The 18,213-nt window shown below is 42.9% G+C and carries 16 protein-coding genes; 12 read left to right on the top strand and 4 right to left on the bottom strand.

The window, feature by feature from the left end; all coding sequences use genetic code 11:
• Position 1 precedes the first annotated feature (1 nt).
• Together ACLWMH_RS03390 and yedF are read right to left on the bottom strand one after the other, a co-directional pair.
• Positions 2-1,144: an aminotransferase class V-fold PLP-dependent enzyme gene (locus tag ACLWMH_RS03390; protein WP_411915339.1), complete on the bottom strand. Its 1,143-nt coding sequence runs from the start codon at positions 1,142-1,144 to the stop codon at positions 2-4.
• 16 nt (positions 1,145-1,160) lie between these two features.
• Entirely contained in the window at positions 1,161-1,781 is a 621-nt protein-coding gene (gene yedF, locus ACLWMH_RS03385; protein WP_411915338.1) for a sulfurtransferase-like selenium metabolism protein YedF, read from the bottom strand.
• 144 nt (positions 1,782-1,925) lie between these two features.
• Here yedF and mnmH point away from each other — a divergent pair, with 144 nt between their 5' ends.
• The gene (gene mnmH / locus ACLWMH_RS03380) at positions 1,926-2,990 is read left to right on the top strand and encodes a tRNA 2-selenouridine(34) synthase MnmH (RefSeq protein WP_411915337.1); all 1,065 of its coding nucleotides are present in this window, start codon (positions 1,926-1,928) and stop codon (positions 2,988-2,990) included.
• 142 nt (positions 2,991-3,132) lie between these two features.
• Here mnmH and hflX read toward each other — a convergent pair whose 3' ends face one another.
• A complete protein-coding gene (hflX, locus tag ACLWMH_RS03375; RefSeq protein ID WP_411915336.1) occupies positions 3,133-4,356 on the bottom strand; it encodes a GTPase HflX in 1,224 nt (407 codons plus the stop codon).
• Positions 4,357-4,569: 213 nt separating this feature from the next.
• Between hflX and ychF the strand changes: the two genes are divergently transcribed.
• The 11 genes from ychF (at position 4,570) to ACLWMH_RS03320 (ending at position 16,827) form a co-directional block, all read left to right on the top strand.
• A complete protein-coding gene (gene ychF, locus ACLWMH_RS03370) occupies positions 4,570-5,673 on the top strand; it encodes a redox-regulated ATPase YchF (RefSeq protein WP_411915335.1) in 1,104 nt (367 codons plus the stop codon).
• Positions 5,666-6,256, top strand: coding sequence for a sugar O-acetyltransferase (locus ACLWMH_RS03365; protein WP_411915334.1), 591 nt, complete (start codon positions 5,666-5,668; stop codon positions 6,254-6,256). Before ychF ends, ACLWMH_RS03365 begins: the two co-directional genes overlap by 8 nt.
• Positions 6,257-6,271: 15 nt before the next feature.
• Positions 6,272-7,327: an asparaginase gene (locus tag ACLWMH_RS03360; RefSeq protein ID WP_411915333.1), complete on the top strand. Its 1,056-nt coding sequence runs from the start codon at positions 6,272-6,274 to the stop codon at positions 7,325-7,327.
• Positions 7,320-8,126 carry an MBL fold metallo-hydrolase gene (locus ACLWMH_RS03355; RefSeq protein WP_411915332.1) on the top strand — a complete coding sequence of 269 codons (807 nt, stop codon included), beginning with the start codon at positions 7,320-7,322 and terminating at the stop codon, positions 8,124-8,126. The genes ACLWMH_RS03360 and ACLWMH_RS03355 overlap by 8 nt, the downstream gene beginning before the upstream one ends.
• Before the next feature lie 232 nt (positions 8,127-8,358).
• A complete protein-coding gene (locus tag ACLWMH_RS03350) occupies positions 8,359-10,209 on the top strand; it encodes a helix-hairpin-helix domain-containing protein (RefSeq protein ID WP_411915331.1) in 1,851 nt (616 codons plus the stop codon).
• A gap of 14 nt (positions 10,210-10,223) precedes the next feature.
• Positions 10,224-10,907, top strand: coding sequence for a manganese efflux pump MntP (locus tag ACLWMH_RS03345; RefSeq protein WP_411915330.1), 684 nt, complete (start codon positions 10,224-10,226; stop codon positions 10,905-10,907).
• A 113-nt stretch (positions 10,908-11,020) separates the two neighbouring features.
• Positions 11,021-12,100, top strand: coding sequence for a DHH family phosphoesterase (locus tag ACLWMH_RS03340; protein WP_411915329.1), 1,080 nt, complete (start codon positions 11,021-11,023; stop codon positions 12,098-12,100).
• A gap of 39 nt (positions 12,101-12,139) precedes the next feature.
• Positions 12,140-12,742 carry a DUF4827 family protein gene (locus tag ACLWMH_RS03335; RefSeq protein ID WP_411915328.1) on the top strand — a complete coding sequence of 201 codons (603 nt, stop codon included), beginning with the start codon at positions 12,140-12,142 and terminating at the stop codon, positions 12,740-12,742.
• Between the two features lie 20 nt (positions 12,743-12,762).
• The gene (gene glmM, locus ACLWMH_RS03330; RefSeq protein ID WP_411915327.1) at positions 12,763-14,154 is read left to right on the top strand and encodes a phosphoglucosamine mutase; all 1,392 of its coding nucleotides are present in this window, start codon (positions 12,763-12,765) and stop codon (positions 14,152-14,154) included.
• An 8-nt stretch (positions 14,155-14,162) separates the two neighbouring features.
• The gene (gene rlmD / locus ACLWMH_RS03325; protein ID WP_411915326.1) at positions 14,163-15,590 is read left to right on the top strand and encodes a 23S rRNA (uracil(1939)-C(5))-methyltransferase RlmD; all 1,428 of its coding nucleotides are present in this window, start codon (positions 14,163-14,165) and stop codon (positions 15,588-15,590) included.
• Positions 15,580-16,827, top strand: coding sequence for an ABC transporter permease (locus ACLWMH_RS03320; RefSeq protein WP_411915325.1), 1,248 nt, complete (start codon positions 15,580-15,582; stop codon positions 16,825-16,827). Before rlmD ends, ACLWMH_RS03320 begins: the two co-directional genes overlap by 11 nt.
• On the opposite strand, the gene ACLWMH_RS03315 is transcribed toward ACLWMH_RS03320, so the two are convergent.
• Complete coding sequence (locus ACLWMH_RS03315) at positions 16,811-18,175, bottom strand: MATE family efflux transporter (RefSeq protein WP_411915324.1); 1,365 nt, start codon at positions 18,173-18,175, stop codon at positions 16,811-16,813. The genes ACLWMH_RS03320 and ACLWMH_RS03315 overlap by 17 nt on opposite strands.
• Positions 18,176-18,213 lie beyond the last annotated feature (38 nt).

Here is an 18,213-nt window from a genome sequence, read left to right as displayed (position 1 = left end):
CTCAGTGCCTCTTAGAAAGAGTTGTAAGCGCTTCAAACAATGTATCTAATTCATCGGGGGTATTATACCTTGACAGAGAAATTCGTGTGGCTCCGGTTTGTAATGTTCCAAGGGTACGATGTGCTATAGCTGCACAATGTAACCCAAAACGGGTAGCAATACCATAGTTATAGTATAACTCGTCACTCAAGCGCTCTACACTTCCTCTATCTGGAAGCAAAGAAAAGACCGGTCCCTGCCGCTCCACGTTGTCCGCACAAAGCACTTTGTAGGGAAGCTCTCCCCTAATGCGTTGAATAAAGCGATAAAACTCTGCTTGCGAAATAAGGGGTTGCTGTGGGCGTTCCTTCATACCTATGTACCAAGTGGAGAGTCCCAATAAGTTAATAGTACCGGCTTCAAAACGCTCCGGCATATGATCTGTATCCGACAGTTGTTCGGAATGATAGCCGTTGCCACCTCGTATAAGTGGCGCAATGCTCTTCGGATCCCTAATAAACAAAGCCCCAGTACCGACAGGTCCCATAAGGCCCTTGTGTCCAGTAATGGCGACAAAATCAATCTCACGTCTCTCTGCCTCAACGTCTATATAAGGAAGTGCTTGAGCGCCATCAATAAGTATCAGGCAATTCGGCAGATATTTCTTTACAAGAGCCGAGACCTCATGAATAGGCTGTATCACACCATTGAGATTACTCATTGCGTTGAGTACACAAAGTCTGATACCTTTTAATTGGGAAAGAAATTGGGTACTCTGTTCAATATTGATACATCCATCAGGATTGAAAGGGAACATCCATGGCATACGCGTACCCTCCAACGCATCAAGCGGTCGCATAACAGCGTTATGTTCCAAGGGGGAGATCAATACCTCTTCTTTCCGCAGTCCATGCAGTCCTCTAATAACAGTATTAATCGCCTCGGTTGCATTTTTTGTAAAAACGATATGACTTCCCTGACCTTCCGCTCCTATCAGAGCTGCTAGCAGATCCCTCAACTCCTCCACCATAGTCGAGAGCTCTAAGGTATGTGTATCCCGGCTTCTCCCATATGAACCTAATGGTTCATCGTAGATATGACTAAGATGACAAGCAACCCCAGGTGGCTTAGGGTATGAGGTGGAAGCATTATCAAAGTATATCATACTACACGCCTATCAGCTATGGAGTAACTATATGTGCAGCCCGGCTCAAAAGGTCGGCAATTACAAGCATATTGGATATTTTACCTACTGCGATTTCCTCTTTTTGATTGAAGTAGTCGGTACAAGTGCCACAAAGTATGATTTCCACGCCTTTCTCAGCAAGTTTTTTCAGCGCCTCGTTTGCAGGGTGTGACTTTGTTGCTAAACGGATACCCTTATTGTAACATATAATGTGAGTCGGTAGCTTTTCTACCTCATTCAGAGCATTTAGGTAAGCAAGGATGAGTATTTCTCCTAACTGATCTTCTCCCTGCCCCATTACATCACTTCTCAGCTGCACGATACTAATACTGTTCATTTCTTTTAGAGGGTGTGACTCTTCGACTTCTTGTTGAGGTAGGATGGAGAGGATATTTTTACCCTTGGTATTAACTTTTAGGGAAGTATATCCTTCATATTCTTTTTTCTCAACAGAAAAGCCACTCTGGCAAATAAAATCACTTAGATTACCACAAGCTGTCTCGTTGTCTGTCAGTATCTCAAACTCCGTTTCCAACTGGTTCTGCTTCAATGCTTGTCGAAACATGATCAGCGGCAGTGGGCAAACCTTACCCCTTGTATCTACTTTTATCAGCATAGTTTAGTTTATTTTCTCTTGTCAAAAATACTCATTTCTTGCCATCTAACTCCACAATTCTGCAAAATAGAAGATTCACATCACTCGCCATATAAGATATCAGATTAATGCTTCTTCGTATCTTTACTTTTAGATAGAATGAATATGATGGATACAGAAGATAAGTATCTCCACTTCCCCCCTTACTCAGAGCGTGTATGGATAGATGTACGCTCTCCCGAAGAGTATGCCCACGGTCATATTCCCGGGGCACACAATATTCCCCTCTTTACGGACGAGGAGCGTGAGAAAGTAGGTACGACTTATGTAACAATCGGTAGGAACGAGGCCGTGACTGAGGGGTTAACCTATGTAGGGAATAAGCTGCACACCTTTGAGAATCAGCTACTTTCCATCCTTCAAAAAGAGAAAAAAAACAGGGTGATGGTCTACTGTGCAAGAGGAGGAATGCGTAGTGAGTCCATGGGCTGGCTATTCAAACTATATAACCACGATGTAGAGGTATTTCCGAGAGGGTTTAGTGGCTTCAAGAAACTACTTCCTCAGTACGTGGCCAAGATAAGCAAATTGGTACTGCTTGATGGGCCAACCGGTGCAGGCAAGACAGATCTCCTCTTAGAGATGAAGAGAGCGGGTGCTCAAGTGATTGACTTAGAAGGGATAGCACATCATAAAGGAAGTGCTTTTGGTTACTACGCAGATCGCACCCAACCCACGAACGAAATGATATACAGTGAGATCGTGGTGCAGCTTAGTAGAATGGATATGTCGCATCCTATATTTTTAGAGAGCGAGAGCAAGAAGATAGGCTCTCGAGAGGTACCGGATGTCCTATTTAATAAGATGCAAAATGGCTTTTTAATGACCATTGAATCCCCCAAAACAGAGCGTTTCAAACGAATTATGGATGGCTACAGCCAACTACCCCAAGAGATGCTCACAGAGGCTTTTGAGAAGATCAAAAAGCGATTAGGTGCCAATGAGATGCAGGAAGCCATTCGATTGGTACATGCCAAAGACTATCAAGGTGCTATCCAAATAGCTTTGCACTACTACGACAAGGCTTATGACCAGTCAGCAGAGAAGCTATGGAGGGGCCGGCACATTGGCAAGGTAATACACACTACGGAGAATACGGCAAAGATAGCCACAGAGATTATACAGACCACAGAACAATGGTTTTCTTCTTCTCACACAAACCCAAAATAAGTTCAGATCTTTTGCTGTAAAGATCTATAAGTTTCAACTAATAGGTACAGATCTTTCCGTCGAAAGATCTGTACCTATTTTTTATCATGTCTTATGTCTGAATAAAGGTGTTGATTATAGGACATTAGGTATACAGAGATTCCTACTCCTCAACCAAGTCGCTATAATCCTCAAATAAGAAGTCGTTGTAGGGATATCGCTTTACATGTATCTCCTTTACATGCTCATAGAGAGCTTGTTTAAGCTCATCAACGCCCTCCCCTGTACGTGCCGAAATGAAAAAGCAATCATTCTTCATCTTAGCCATCCAACTTTTCTGAAGATCACCGAGACTATAGTTTTCTCTTTCGAATGGGGTTAGATCATCCTCATCTTTCGGTTGCCAAGAAAAAGCATCCACTTTGTTAAAGATCAACATGGAGGGACGCTCCTCTCCATTAAGTATATCCGCCAATGTATCTTCCACAATGGCAATTTGTGATTCAAAATCAGGATGGGATATATCAACTATATGCAGCAGTAAGTCGGCTTCACGCACCTCGTCCAAAGTACTCTTGAAGCTCTCTATCAATTGGGTGGGAAGCTTTCGAATAAAGCCGACTGTATCGGAGAGTAGGAATGGCAAATTGTAAAGTACTACTTTACGCACCGTAGTGTCTAAAGTAGCAAAGAGTTTATTTTCCGAAAAAACATCGCTCTTGGCTATTCTATTCATCAATGTTGATTTACCAACGTTGGTATAGCCCACAAGAGCCACACGCACCATCTTACCCCGCCCTCTTCGCTGTTGACTTTTTTGTTGATCAATATGCTTCAGCTCCTCTTTTAGCTTGGCTATTCTAGTCAATACGATTCGTCTGTCGGTTTCCAGCTGTGTTTCACCGGGCCCTCTCATACCCACCCCTCCGCGCTGACGTTCCAAATGTGTCCACATACGGGTTAGACGAGGGAGCATATATTGGTATTCAGCTAATTCTACTTGAGCTTTGGCATGTGCTGTTTGTGCACGCGTAGCAAAGATATCTAGAATCAGGGCAGTCCTATCCAATAGGCGAATCCCAATAGTACGCTCTATATTGCGAATTTGATTGGGCGCAAGTTCATCATCAAATAGAGCTATTTCTATTTCATGATCTGATACATAGGCAGCAATTTCATCTAATTTACCCTTTCCCACATAGGTAACTGAATTCACTACATCTAACCTTTGTACAAATCGTGCCTTTTCTTTCATTCCGGCAGTCAAAGCAAGAAATGCCAATTCATCTAAGCAATCAGCTACCTGTTGGTCGCTGGTGCCGGGTTGTTGTACACTAACCAAAATGGCAGACAACATGTTTGGATCAGTATCATTTTTTTCTTTCATCAGTACAAAAATAGCTATTTAACGACTTGTTGTATACTCTAAGCACATACCACTTACCATAACGACAGTATTTTGTGCAATGATATTCTTTCCTTGTTCGCATCACACTCTCAAATAGGGACTTTAATCACTACCATAGTGTAAGAGAAACATAGTGGATGACAAAGTAAATAACTATTTTTGCAACGTTATAGAGAAGTAAGAAGAAAGAAAATGTCACTGCGATGCGGAATAGTGGGGTTACCCAACGTGGGTAAGTCCACACTTTTTAATTGTCTGTCGAATGCGAAAGCGCAAGCGGCTAACTTTCCCTTTTGCACAATTGAGCCTAATGTGGGGGTTATAACCGTGCCGGATGAACGTTTGAATAAGCTCGCCGAGCTTGATAAGCCCAAACGAGTGATACCCGCTACGGTAGAGATAGTGGATATAGCCGGGCTCGTTAAAGGAGCAAGCAAGGGAGAAGGACTAGGCAATAAATTTTTGGCTAACATACGTGAAACAGATGCTATTCTGCATGTAGTCCGCTGTTTTGAGGATGACAATGTTACCCACGTAGATGGGAATATAGATCCTCTTCGAGATAAAGAAATTATAGACACAGAGCTACAGCTAAAGGATCTGGAGACTATAGAAAGTAGGTTGGCAAAGGTGGAAAAGCAAGCCCAAACCGGTGGAGATAAACAAGCTGCACTCTTAGCTAACGTACTTCGTGCATATCATAAAGTACTCATACAAGGAAAGAATGCCCGTACGGTAACGTTTGACAAGCAAGAAGAACAAGAAGCAGCGAAGGGACTTTTTCTTCTCTCTGCAAAGCCTGTCCTATATGTTTGTAATGTAAACGATGCAGATGCAGTGAAAGGGAATAAGTATACAAAACTTATTGCTGATGCAGCGCAAAGCGAAGGAGCGGAGATGATGATCGTAGCCGCTAAGACTGAGAGCGAAATTGCTGAGTTTGAGGATTACGAGGAGCGCAAAGTCTTCTTAGAGGAATTAGGACTTGAGGAGAGTGGAGTTAGCCGCTTGATTAGGAGTGCCTATCATCTGCTTAATTTAGAGACTTTTTTTACCACAGGAAGCGATGAATCACGAGCTTGGACTTTTCACAAAGGCAGTAAAGCCCCTCAGTGTGCAGGGGTTATTCATACCGACTTTGAGCGCGGCTTTATACGAGCAGAGGTAATTAAGTATGAAGATTATATTACTTATGGAAGCGAAGCTGCGATCCGAGAAGCCGGTAAAATGAATATTGAAGGAAAAGATTATGTAGTGCAAGATGGTGACATAATGCACTTCCGTTTCAATGTTTGACAACTACCCTTTCCATAGCGAGGAAGAAAAGAAGTCACTGAGCTGTGAATGGTACCGTTCAAGCAGTGATCCGTACTTGATGGATATATACCATCAGGCTCGTTCGCTCTGCTTTCAGCTAAACAGTACTCCTCCGGATGATCAGACCAACCGTCTACAGCTCTTAAGGAAGTTACTTTACCATTTGGGAAAGGAAACAACCATCGTAGGACCTTTTTTCTGCGATGTAGGACAACACACCGCTATTGGAACACATTGCTTCATCAATGCCTATACAACGATCTTAGATGGAGCTTTTGTAAGCATAGGTGACAATGTATTTATTGCACCACATGTAGGTATCTATACGAATACCCACCCTATAGAAGACGTGGCTATGCGCAATGCAGGTTACGAGCAATCGCTCCCAATTACCATAGAGAATGATGTATGGATTGGTGCGGGTGCAATTATCTTAGCAGGGGTTACGATAGGAAGACAATCTGTTATTGGAGCCGGTAGCGTGGTTACCCATGATGTACCAGCTCACTCAGTAGTAGCAGGGAATCCGGCAAGAATAATACGGCATATTGTACACGCTTAACGAATCTCAATGTATATGAAACAGGCAAATAACTCAACCACACCACGCATATTACTGATATATACGGGCGGGACTATTGGCATGATTGAGAATCCTGAAACAGGGAGGCTACAGGCTTTTAAATTTGCTTTCCTTGAGGAAAACATGCCTGAGCTTAAGCGTCTCTCCTTCAATGTAGACAGCATCCAATTCGCTCCTCCTGTTGATTCCTCCAACATCACCATATCTCATTGGTTAGAGTTGGCTGAGATCATTGAGAGCAGGCAAAATGATTATGATGGGTTTGTCGTTTTGCATGGTACTGACACTATGAGCTACACCTCATCGGCACTCAGCTTCCTCCTAAAAGGATTGGGAAAGCCGGTAATTCTTACCGGTAGCCAGCTACCTATTGGACGCTTGCGTACTGACGGGAAGGAAAACCTTCTCACCGCTTTACAAATAGCAGCAGCTCGCGACGAGCAGGGGAAACCAATGGTACCGGAGGTATGCATATACTTCAACACGAATCTAATGCGTGGAAATAGAACGGTTAAAGTCAGTGCCGATCAGTTTGATGCCTTCGTATCGTACAACTATCCCATTCTAGCTCATGCGGGTATTGATATTTGCTTCAACACTAAACACATACAACACCAGGAAGACAGCTTCGGCTTTACTACACATAGGGCTTTAGAGCGCAATATATCTTTACTACATCTATTTCCCGGTATTACAGAAGAGGTAGTGCGCTCCATTCTTACAGCCCCCAAACTTCGAGGGGTTGTATTAGAGAGCTATGGGAGTGGCAATGCACCTACCGAGGATTGGTTCATCAATCTACTCCAAGACGCCATAAAAAAAGAGATAGTGATCGTGAATGTGACGCAATGCCAAACCGGAAGTGTGGAAATGAACCGCTATGAAACAGGAGCTAGACTGGCAGAGATTGGGGTTGCCTCAGGATATGATATGACCAGCGAAACAGCGATTACCAAGTTGATGTTTCTATTAGCCCAATCACTTACTCCCCAAGAGGTTGCCTTCCATATGGAGCACTCCATCTGTGGAGAGCTAACACGTAATGACTGATTCACAAAGCATAGTCAAATTCATGAGCATAGGGAGCGGTAGCAGTGGCAATTGCTACTGCTTTGCTATGAATGAAGGGTTATTACTCCTTGATGTAGGCTTACCCATTCGCACGATCAAACACACATTAGAAAAAGAGGGTTATGGATTAGATGATATTAAAGCCATATTGGTGACCCATGAGCATAGTGATCATACCCGCTCCCTTTTTCGTCTTGCCAATGCAAGTAAAATACCGATTTACGGAAAGAAGCTACTATTCAGTGCCTTAGATCGCTTAAGACAGAAGCCCATTCCCGTCTCACAGCGTGTATATATAGAAAGCGAGTTGCCGTTTGAGCTAATGGGCGCCTCAATAATTCCGTTTGACATACCTCATGACAGCTTGAGTAACGTGGGGTACCTCCTACGATTTCCGCATACCTCTATTGGGATTATTAGTGACACGGGCTATGTTACTCCCCTCATAAGGCAGTATGCGGCCATGGCAGATTATTTGGTGTTGGAAGCAAACTATGATCCCGGGATGTTGATCTATGGTAAATATCCACCTGAATTAAAAGCACGAATAGCAAGTAAAAATGGGCATCTCAGCAACGAAGACGCAGCTATCTTTCTTGCCTCATTAGACCCCAAGAAACTTAAACACGTTTGGCTCTGCCATCTAAGTCGAGAGAACAATACACACGAAAAGTGCCGTGAAACATTTTCCACCTTTTGCGATGAAATTTTTCAAGGACGTGATTACCTCTCTATTCTTCCTCGCTTTGATGCAACGGATCTAATTCCACTGCTATGAAATGCTTTGCTAATTGATTAAAGAGTGTTTTCCATTATCTTTAAAGCAAATAACGAAACTACCAACTACTTACATTTGCAAAAAGGGAACAAAAAAATATAGCGATAGAATGACAGGCACTATCCGATGCTTATGGGTATCTATACTACTCTCGTTCAGTTGGATACAAATTGCTTCTTCCCAACAGGAAAATACTGTGTCTCCGCCCCCAACTCCTTCCACGGAAGAAATAATGAGAATCATAGAGGACGGCTATGTGGTAGAAGATGCCATCTCCGACTTTTTGGATCTCTCCGGAGCTGGCAAGCTTCCTACACCTTCTACGCCCTCCTATAACGTGAATCTTATTTCTATTGATGAGCTTAGAGAGCACTTAGGTGCTGATAGTATCCAAGCGGCTGCGCTGGTAAGTTATCGTCATCAGAAAGGGGGTAGAATACGCTCTGTCTCTGAATTAAAGCTAATCCCCTATTGGGATAAGAAAACTATTGACCGGATAGCTCCTCATCTATCCTTCGAGTATACGTCCGACACACAACAGCACAAAGTAAAGGGAGAAGCTACCATAAGTTTATCTGCTCCCTTTATGTCAAAGCCTAGTGCTCCCATAGAATACTTAGGTCCATCATACGAAACACAGATGCGTATAAGGGGACAGGCAGCAAATGTACAGTATGGGCTTATAGCAGACAAAGACCGATACGAACCTATCTTCTCACATGGGACGAAAGGATTTGATTCCTATGGGATTCATATAACTTATATTTCCGACAAAGGACTCCTGAGAAAAATGATCATAGGAGACTACGGGTTAGATTGGGGCTTAGGTTTGATTGCCCGCAATAGTTTCATGCGGGGGATTATTCCTTACAGTAAGACAATTAAGCGTTCTAAAGGGATACTACCCATACTGACAGATAATTATAATGCGCACCTACGAGGTGCTGCCATAGAGCTCGGGCATAAAGAAGTGTCGCTCACTTTTTCTTATTCACGCCAACATTTAGATGGTGCTTATGACCAAAGGCATAATACTATTATAAGGCTACGCCCCGAACTTCCTCATCGCACAGAGCAAGATCTACAACTACGCCACAAGGTGATAGAGCAAAGCTATGCAGGACGTGTACAATGGGAGCGGAGCACCTTCAGAATCGGGGTAAACGGGATTTTAATTAACTGGGATGGAGCCTACCTAAGTTATATGCCTGGTTACTTTTCGCATCCCTCCTTTCACAATAAAAAGAAGCACTCTCTTGTTTCCGCAGATAGCTATTGGATATCTCTTGATGGACGACTCTCCTTTGCTGCAGAAGCTGCTTTGTCAGAAGGTAAGGGCTTCGCTGCTGTTGCTACAGGTCGTTATAATGCAGGAAGTAGGGGATCTCTTTTCATCGCTATAAGACACTTATCAGCCGACTTCATCTCCCGAAGAGGCAATTCTCTCACACGTTTTACAACTCTCGGGAATGAGCAAGGTGCCTTTATTCGTTACTCTACCCCACTGCCATATTACCTTACGATTGACAGTTATCTCGATTTGTATCGTTCTCTCCATCCAAGGCATAACAAAGAAGACAAGACAAGGGGACTAATTCTTTCCTCTACACTCACCTACGCCCGCAATGAACAAGGGAGAATATATACTACCTATACTTATCGGAAAGAGAATGATGCCAATGCTTACTTTAGGGTGCTTTTAGGAACTGACTGGTTTCTTTCTCCGAAATGGAATTTACGATTTATCGGGCAATACAAAAGAGTTGGTGAAAATTCTAAAGGTGCTATGCTCTCCGCACAAGCTACCTACCATCCGTCACACACTCTTAAAGTGAATCTGCTCGGGGCTCTCTTTAGTACCTCTGACTTTGCCTCTCGCACCTACTTGTATATACCCCGCGTTCGCTTTACAAAAGGGCAAATGATGTACTACGGAAGAGGAGGATTAGTAAGTCTTTCCTCTTCACTACGAGTTAAGAATTGGAATGTTGAAGGAGCTATTGGCTACATTAGTACCTCAAAATCACTCAAAGGAACACCAAGTAGCTTTGAAGGAGCCGTTTCGCTTTCCTACCACTACTAAAGCTTTTATACCTCATGATTCGCATAATAATAAAAGGCATACTCATATCCTTAGCCATATCGGTTGATGCTTTCACCGTTGCTATGGTAGAGGGTTTACACATACACGGCAAACACCGAACAAGACAATTGTTTCAATTAGCCTTCTTCTTTTGTGTCACCAACGTGGCAATATTTATTATCGGATATTTGTTAGGGGCATCTATCGCCTCTACTTTCGATTCTATTGACCATTGGGTTGCATTTGGTCTGCTCCTTCTTGTGGCATTACACATGCTGTATGATGTTATTTTCAGCAAGAAGAGTAAGAAGGAACCTACTCTTATGAGAAAGAATGACAGTTCTTCAGGAGTTCAAAAAAAATTCAATTCACGACGTATACTTCTGTTGTCATTAGCCATTGGAGTAGATGCTTTTGCGGTAGGTCTTAGTTATTCTCTCTCGGGAGATCCTCTATGGCTACACTCATTTATTTTCTTTTTGATCACATTTATTATATGCTTTGTAGGAGGTTGGTTAGGTGGCCAGATCAAGCAGCGTTATGTTAAGATAGCAGAAGTTGTGGGAGCTGTCGTACTTGTTCTAATAGGGATAAGTATCCTTATTGAGCACACGTCTCCCGATAGAGAGATCATGAAGCCTCAAACAGAAATCTATCCGCTGCAATCTTATCAAAGAGATATTAATAAGGATCAGTAGCCACTTAGACCATAATTAGATTATTGTCAACAGATACGCCTAAATGAGAAATACCCCATTTTGCCCTTGATATGCAAGTCGACATTTGGATGAAAAGAGTAACTTTGTGTACCATGAAAATATATAACAATATTGACCCGAGTATACCAATAAATACTGAAGCTGAAGCCGCTCTCTTCACTCAATTGCAGAAGTCTCAGCATGTACTAATCTTGGGACATAAAGGGCCGGATGGAGATTCAGTAGGAAGCTCTTTAGCAATGCACTACTATTTGATGGCCATTGGAGTAAAGAACACCGTTGTAATGGATGGATCCTTTCCCTATACGCTAAAGAATATAGAGGGTCTGGATCATATCATATCCATCCACATGGACAACGTTCCTGAAGGATTGCAGCAACTCATAGACAATACTGATACAGTTCTTTGCTTAGACTTTAATAAGCTGAGTAGAACCGGAAAAACACTCACTTCTCTCCTTCAAGAAAACCTTAGTAAGCACCGGCGTCCCGTACTCTGCATTGATCATCATACTAATCCCCAAGACGAGGATTTTGATATACTCATCAGTGTTCCTCAAGCTTCTGCTACCTGTCATATATTGGCATTGCTACTGATTGAAAGGATATCTTCATTTCCTCCAAAAACACAACAGATAATTGCTACTCAATTACTATGGGGCATTATCACAGATACAGGTCGCTTTAATCATGCTTCAGGAAATCCCGCCTTATTTGAAGTAGTGGCGGATTTGATGCGGTTGGGAGCTCAAAAAGATCTCATCGTGAATGAAACCTTTCACAGCCATCCGGTGTCAAGGCTTCGCTTGGAAGGATATGTAATGGAGCATATGGTCATAAGAGAAGATCTCGGAGTTGCCTATTTCTCGCTCACATTAGATGAACTAAAACATTTTGGGGTTACGCCTGCTGATACGGAAGGGCTTGTCAATAAACCATTAGATATAGCCTCCATAAAGTGTAGTGCTTTCTTTCGAGAAAGCCGAGAAGAAGGTATAAAGATATCAATGCGCAGTAAGGGAGACTTTGCTGTCAATGCAATATGCAGTACCTGCTACGGAGGAGGAGGACACATAAATGCTGCTGGTGGAGAATTAGCTTCAGGTAATATGGAAGAGGCTATTTCGCTCTTTCTTCAAGAAGTGACTTCATTCGCTGAAAAAGGAAAATAATATTTACACCCACACAATAAATTTCAAGTAACGACAACCATGAAAAATAAACTAACCTTTGGCACTATTGCCGTTCTTTTTGCTCTTCTCTTCTTAGGGGGTTGTAAGGAAAAAGAGATGAAGTCACTTACCCAACTGATCAAAGAAGAGAAAGGTAATATTAGCTCATTCATCAACGAACAAGGCTTTTCTGTAAAAGAAGCCAGTGGAGAGGAGACCTCTTTTGAGAAAAACATTTTGTATCATTTTCCTAATGGACTCTACATGGAGGTTATCGATCCCGGGAAAACACGTCCGGAAGCCAATAAGACGAAGATAGTTGTTCGATTCAAAGGATATTTCTTCGCCGAAAAGCCTTTATCTCCCTTCAACAACCTTACAGACGGATCTTTCCAAAATACAGAATTCTTATACATAGAAGCCTATAATAGAGGAGCTCTACACTATAGTCTGCTTCCATCTGCTCCCGGTTATTCGCTCAATTCATTGATGTGCGAAGGCCTTGCGTTCCCCATGTCCCTTTGTGGCGATGGGGCACGAGTAAAGCTTATTATTCCATTTCTAATTGGACCGGAGATGGCTTATAATGCAGGATCTTCTATGTATTGTGAAGAAGTAGTATACGAGTTTAGTAAACCATGATTTTATAGCCTTATATTGAGATGTCATTAATAAGTTCCATTTCAGGGATTAGGGGTACAATTGGGGGAGGAGTCAACGAGGGCTTATCTCCCATTTCTGTGGCAAAATTTACTGCTGCCTATGCCACTTTTATAAGAAATAGTACCGGAATTACAAAGCCACATATTGTAATTGGCCGAGATGCACGTCTTTCCGGCCAAGCTGTCTTACGAGTTGTCAGTGGGACTCTGATGGCATCAGGCTGCTCAGTAACCGATATAGGCTTAGCGACAACACCAACGACGGAAATGGCAGTCATAGGTCTCCATGCACAAGGAGGAATTATCATCACTGCCAGCCACAATCCAATGAATTGGAATGCACTCAAGCTACTCAACGCAAAGGGTGAGTTTCTCTCTGCAAAAGAGGGAGAAGAAGTTTTGCAACGAGCTAATAATGAGGACTTTACTTTCGCTAATGTAGAGGAATTAGGCTCTATTGAAGAAAAAGACTGGCTTGAGCAGCATGTACGCAGTATCATAGAGCTTCCCGAAGTAGATGTAGAGGCCATTTATGATGCCAAGCTAAGAGTTGCCTTTGACTCAGTCAATTCTGTTGGTGGCATAGCGCTACCCTATCTGTTGCAAGTGCTTGGGGTAGAAGAGGTTATTCCGGTAAATGCTATTCCGGATGGCATCTTTAGACATAATCCCGAGCCACTTCCTAAGCACCTGACTGCATTAGCAGAGGCAGTCACCTCCCATGCAGCATCTGTAGGCTTTGCAGTAGATCCGGACGTAGATCGATTGGCTATAGTCGACGAAAATGGCAACTTCTTTGGAGAAGAGTATACGCTGGTAGCTGTCGCTGATTATATTCTTTCCTGTAAAGGCCCTGGAGCTACAGTATCCAATCTAAGCTCATCCCGAGCACTCAAAGAGATAACCGAGCGTCATGGAGGCAGCTATTCAGCTGCTGCCGTAGGAGAGGTGAATGTAGTAGAAAAAATGAAGGAAACGAATGCAATCATAGGAGGGGAAGGAAATGGTGGAGTCATTTATCCTGCACTGCACTATGGCCGTGATGCACTGGTTGGTATTGCGCTCTTTCTCACCTTTATTGCTAAGGAAAAGATAAAAGTGAGTGCTCTGCGCACACGCTACCCCAACTTATACATGGCAAAGGAGAAGATCTCTCTACCTAACAAAGAGCGTGTACCGGAGATTTTTAATGCTCTGGAGTCTCACTTCTCAATAGGTGATGCCAACTATGTAGACGGGCTTAAGCTTGACTTTTCGGATCGCTGGTTACATGTACGCACAAGCAATACAGAGCCCATATTACGCTTTTATACAGAGGCTAAAACGGAAGAAGCCGCTCAAGCATTGGCTGAAGAAGCACAAGCTATTGTTGCGGAGCTACTAAGCAAATAGTATATATTGTGAGCCGAAAAATAAAAAAGCCACTCCCCATCCTCAACAATGTGCACATTGAGGGCATTGCTGCAGAAGGACAGTCCATTGCACACGAGGAGGGAAAGGTGCTATTCGTACCCTTTGGAGCACCCGAAGATATCTGTACAGTACAGATTGTAAAAAAGAAAAAACACTTCTCCGAAGGGCGTATTATCGCTTTAGAAAAGCCGTCTCCGCATCGAATTGATCCTATATGTACACACTTTGGCACCTGCGGAGGATGCAAGTGGCAGCATATACCTTACTCTATGCAATTAGAGGCAAAAGAGACTCAAGTAATAGATGCTTTAGCACGACTTGGAGGCGTATCTGTAGAAAAGCAACTACCCATTCTTGGTGCTGATCATGTATTTAGATACCGTAATAAGGTAGAGTTCACTTTCAGCAACCGTCGTTGGATGACAAGTGAGGAAATGCAACTTTCCAATGGGGAAGGTTATGAAAAAGGCTTTGGATTTCATATCCCGGGGCGCTTTGACAAGGTATTAGATCTACACGAATGCCACTTAGCTACAGAGACCACAAACAGAATTAGAGATGCCATCAGAGAACTCACTATTTCTGAGACCTCTGGATACAGCTATTTCGATCTAAGAGAGCAGAATGGTATGATGCGTACTGCTATGGTGAGAAGTAACGCAAAGGGAGACATTATGCTTTTGCTTGCCTTTGCGGAAGATGACGAGGAGTCTCGTAATAAGCTTCTCAGTACATTAGTGACACGCTTCCCCGAGCTCAAATCGCTTGTATGGGTTATTAATACAAAGGCTAACGACACTTTTGCAGATTTAGAGGTACATTGCTTTCATGGCAATGATTACATCATGGAGCAATTAGGAGACTTAAACTTCAAAATAGGAGCTAAGTCTTTCTTTCAAACAAATACAGCGCAAGCGCTTAAACTCTATAATGTGGTAAAGGACTTCGCTACATTGCAAAGTAGTGATGTAGTCTATGACCTATATACAGGTACCGGCACTATCGCTAACTATGTAGCAAGAGAGTGTAGTAAGGTCATAGGTATCGAATACGTACCTGAAGCGGTTGAAGATGCCAAAGAGAATAGTCACATCAATGGTATTACCAATACTCTATTCTTTGCAGGCGACATGAAAGACATCCTCCAATCGGACTTTCTTGAAGAGCATGGTACACCGGATGTGATCATTACCGACCCTCCACGAGCAGGCATGCATCCCGATGTGATCAAAACAATTTTAGCTGCCCAACCAAGGAAAATTGTTTACGTAAGTTGCAATCCAGCCACTCAAGCGCGGGACGCTGCGCTTCTCGTTGCAGGGAATTATCGAATATTACGTTCACAGCCGGTGGATATGTTTCCTCAAACACACCATGTAGAGAACGTACTTCTCCTTACCCGTGATGAGAAATAGGAAGCTCTTTTTTCCTTTTTTTGTAGCGCATCGACTGATGTATGCCCGTAGTGAAGAGCACTCTGCAGTCGAACGATTGATCGCCTTTACAATTGCCGGAGTTGCGCTCTGCTTGGCGGTGGTGCAGCTTACTCTGCTTGTCTCTCAAGGGTTTAAGCAATCTGTTAGAGAGCGCATTGTAGTTGCCAGAGGGGATTTGATAATTTCCCCTTATGAAGAGAGCAACACTTACGTAGATGCGTCTGAAGACATGCTCCACTTTCTTAGTAACTTACCTCATATAGAAGGACTTCGCACTGTATTAGAGACAACCGGTATACTTAAAAGTGATAGTGCCTTTGTAGCGACGCACCTAATGGGGGTTTCCTCCTTTGACAGTTTTCGTGAAGTTGAAGATTTACTCATAGAGGGAGAAGTACCCTCTCGTGACCAAGTATTGCAATACAATAACTGTGCTCTACTTCCTCTCGAAACGGCGAAGAAATTAGACAAAAAGGTAGGTGACAAAGTTTTGCTCTACCTTTATGAGGAGGGCGATATTGTAATGAAACAACTCTCAGTTGTAGGCATTCTCAATCAACCATTAGCCAGTGGCTCCACCTCCGTTATTTACCTTCCCTATCTACAGCGTGCATTAGGACTGAAGGAACACTCCGTTTCACGTATTGAGCTTTTTACTTCGCCACAAGTTGAGAAAAAGGAAGTAGTTGCCTCTGTTGTAGAGCAATTGAGCCATAGTTCCTACTCGCAAAACCAGCATTTAGGTATCAACACCTGTGAAGAACTAATGCCCTCTGTCTACCACTGGATTGATATGTTGGATGGTAATGTGACGCTTCTCATTACCATTATGGTCATCGTAGCCGCCTTTACCATGATGACCGGCTTACTTATACTCATACTAAGCCGAGTACGTATGATAGGTATTTTGAAGTCTTTAGGGGCATCTAACCGCTCTATAGGCTATATTTTCCTTTTCTTAGCTGCCAAGATTATATTTTTAGGCATTATTGGGGGAAATATGATTACAGGGATATTAGCATTTGTACAAAACCGCTTTCACCTTCTCCGCTTAGATGCAGACATCTATTATGTATCGTACGTACCCTTAACCTTCTCTTTTAATAGTTGGCTGGCAGTTAATATAGGCGCTTTTCTGATTATTTTACTACTCTTCTTCCTACCTACGAGCGTTGTCTCACGTATTAAGCCGGCCGGAATCATGCGATTTCAATAATAGCGCATTGCTTCCAAAGCAAATACTGTACAACTCCCCTTGCAAGAAGGTACATATCAAAGGCAAACCAGATGGCATGGTTGCCCCAAAAGGGATCAAGTAAATAATAAAGCGCAAAGAAAATTACCGAAGCACACAAGATACTCCATAGCAATCCTTTTGAATAAGTTGCCCCAACAAAAATACCATCCCATATAAAAGCAGCAAAACCCACCAATGGAATCAAGGCAACCCAATAAACATATTGCATAGCGGTATCAATGATCTCAGGCTTATTGCTCAGTATACTTATTAGCTGCTTTGGAAGGAATAGGTATAGCAGAGTGGAAGCTAAAGCCAAGATTCCTCCTATTTTAAAAACTTCTTGGATCATTAATTTTGCCTTGTCTCTATCGTTTTGACCTATGTAGCGTCCTACAAGTGCTTCCGCTGCATAGGCAAAGCCATCTGTAAAGTAAGAGAAAAGAGAGAAGAGCTGCAATAAGAGCGTATTAGCCGCTACCACGAGCGCTCCCTCCTTGACGGATGCATAAGTAAAAAAGAGCGTTACAGCACTAAGCAAAGCAGAACGAATAAATATATCTCGTCCTGTATATAGGAAGTCTTTCAATTGCCGTGACGAAAAGATATCTTTAAATTCTGCAAATTGAAGAATACGTTTATACTTTATACCCGCAATGAGGAGCAACATAAGTACCCCTACATACTGTGCTATTACCGTACCTATAGCCAAACCCTCTATTCCACACCCATAAAAACGCACTAAACCATAGCTGACAGAAATATTGAGCAGGTTAATTGTAATGGCAGCCATCATGGGAGCACGAGTATTCTGCATACCTATAAACCAGCCATTCAGCACATATATCAAAAGTGCGGCAGGAGCCCCTAATAAGGCAATTTGAATATAGTGAACCGACTCAAAAGCTATTCCGGTCTCATGCTGTGCCATAAAGCGGGCAAAGGCAGCAACAGGATTGGTGGCAAAAGTCAGTAGCATGCCGCAAAGAAATGCCATAAAAAGCCCGCGAAGAAGAAACAAATTAATACTCCGCACATCGCTACGACCGAATGCCTGAGACACATAGCCGGTAGTGCCCATGCGCAAAAAACCAAAAAGCCAATAGATTGTATTAAGCGAACCTGAGGCTATCGCAACGGCACCAATAGCATGATCGCTCTCCAAATGTCCTGCCAGCCCCACATCAACGAGAGAAAGCAGCGGCACGGTAATGTTGGATATAATATTTGGTATTGCAAGACGGAAAATACGCTGACGCATCATGCGCTTGTCAGTATGTGACACAGTCGCATTCCTCTGGTTAGTAGCTGTATGTCTCCCCTTCATTGCAGAATCAAAGGTAGATAAAAGATATCACGTTATGG

This window comes from Porphyromonas miyakawae (assembly GCF_045865415.1).
Lineage (GTDB): Bacteria > Bacteroidota > Bacteroidia > Bacteroidales > Porphyromonadaceae > Porphyromonas > Porphyromonas miyakawae.
This window is presented reverse-complemented; position numbering and strand designations above follow the sequence as displayed.

What these genes read in the sequence shown, in the direction of transcription:
- ychF (WP_411915335.1), top strand. Translation starts at nt 4,570, where the DNA reads ATGTCACTGCGATGCGGAATAGTGGGGTTACCCAACGTGGGTAAGTCC.
- glmM (WP_411915327.1), top strand. Translation starts at nt 12,763, where the DNA reads ATGTCATTAATAAGTTCCATTTCAGGGATTAGGGGTACAATTGGGGGA.
- ACLWMH_RS03340 (WP_411915329.1), top strand. Translation starts at nt 11,021, where the DNA reads ATGAAAATATATAACAATATTGACCCGAGTATACCAATAAATACTGAA.
- ACLWMH_RS03320 (WP_411915325.1), top strand. Translation starts at nt 15,580, where the DNA reads ATGAGAAATAGGAAGCTCTTTTTTCCTTTTTTTGTAGCGCATCGACTG.
- ACLWMH_RS03355 (WP_411915332.1), top strand. Translation starts at nt 7,320, where the DNA reads ATGACTGATTCACAAAGCATAGTCAAATTCATGAGCATAGGGAGCGGT.
- ACLWMH_RS03365 (WP_411915334.1), top strand. Translation starts at nt 5,666, where the DNA reads ATGTTTGACAACTACCCTTTCCATAGCGAGGAAGAAAAGAAGTCACTG.
- mnmH (WP_411915337.1), top strand. Translation starts at nt 1,926, where the DNA reads ATGATGGATACAGAAGATAAGTATCTCCACTTCCCCCCTTACTCAGAG.
- hflX (WP_411915336.1), bottom strand. Translation starts at nt 4,356, where the DNA reads ATGAAAGAAAAAAATGATACTGATCCAAACATGTTGTCTGCCATTTTG.
- ACLWMH_RS03350 (WP_411915331.1), top strand. Translation starts at nt 8,359, where the DNA reads ATGAGAATCATAGAGGACGGCTATGTGGTAGAAGATGCCATCTCCGAC.
- ACLWMH_RS03390 (WP_411915339.1), bottom strand. Translation starts at nt 1,144, where the DNA reads ATGATATACTTTGATAATGCTTCCACCTCATACCCTAAGCCACCTGGG.
- ACLWMH_RS03315 (WP_411915324.1), bottom strand. Translation starts at nt 18,175, where the DNA reads ATGAAGGGGAGACATACAGCTACTAACCAGAGGAATGCGACTGTGTCA.
- yedF (WP_411915338.1), bottom strand. Translation starts at nt 1,781, where the DNA reads ATGCTGATAAAAGTAGATACAAGGGGTAAGGTTTGCCCACTGCCGCTG.
- ACLWMH_RS03360 (WP_411915333.1), top strand. Translation starts at nt 6,272, where the DNA reads ATGAAACAGGCAAATAACTCAACCACACCACGCATATTACTGATATAT.
- ACLWMH_RS03335 (WP_411915328.1), top strand. Translation starts at nt 12,140, where the DNA reads ATGAAAAATAAACTAACCTTTGGCACTATTGCCGTTCTTTTTGCTCTT.
- ACLWMH_RS03345 (WP_411915330.1), top strand. Translation starts at nt 10,224, where the DNA reads ATGATTCGCATAATAATAAAAGGCATACTCATATCCTTAGCCATATCG.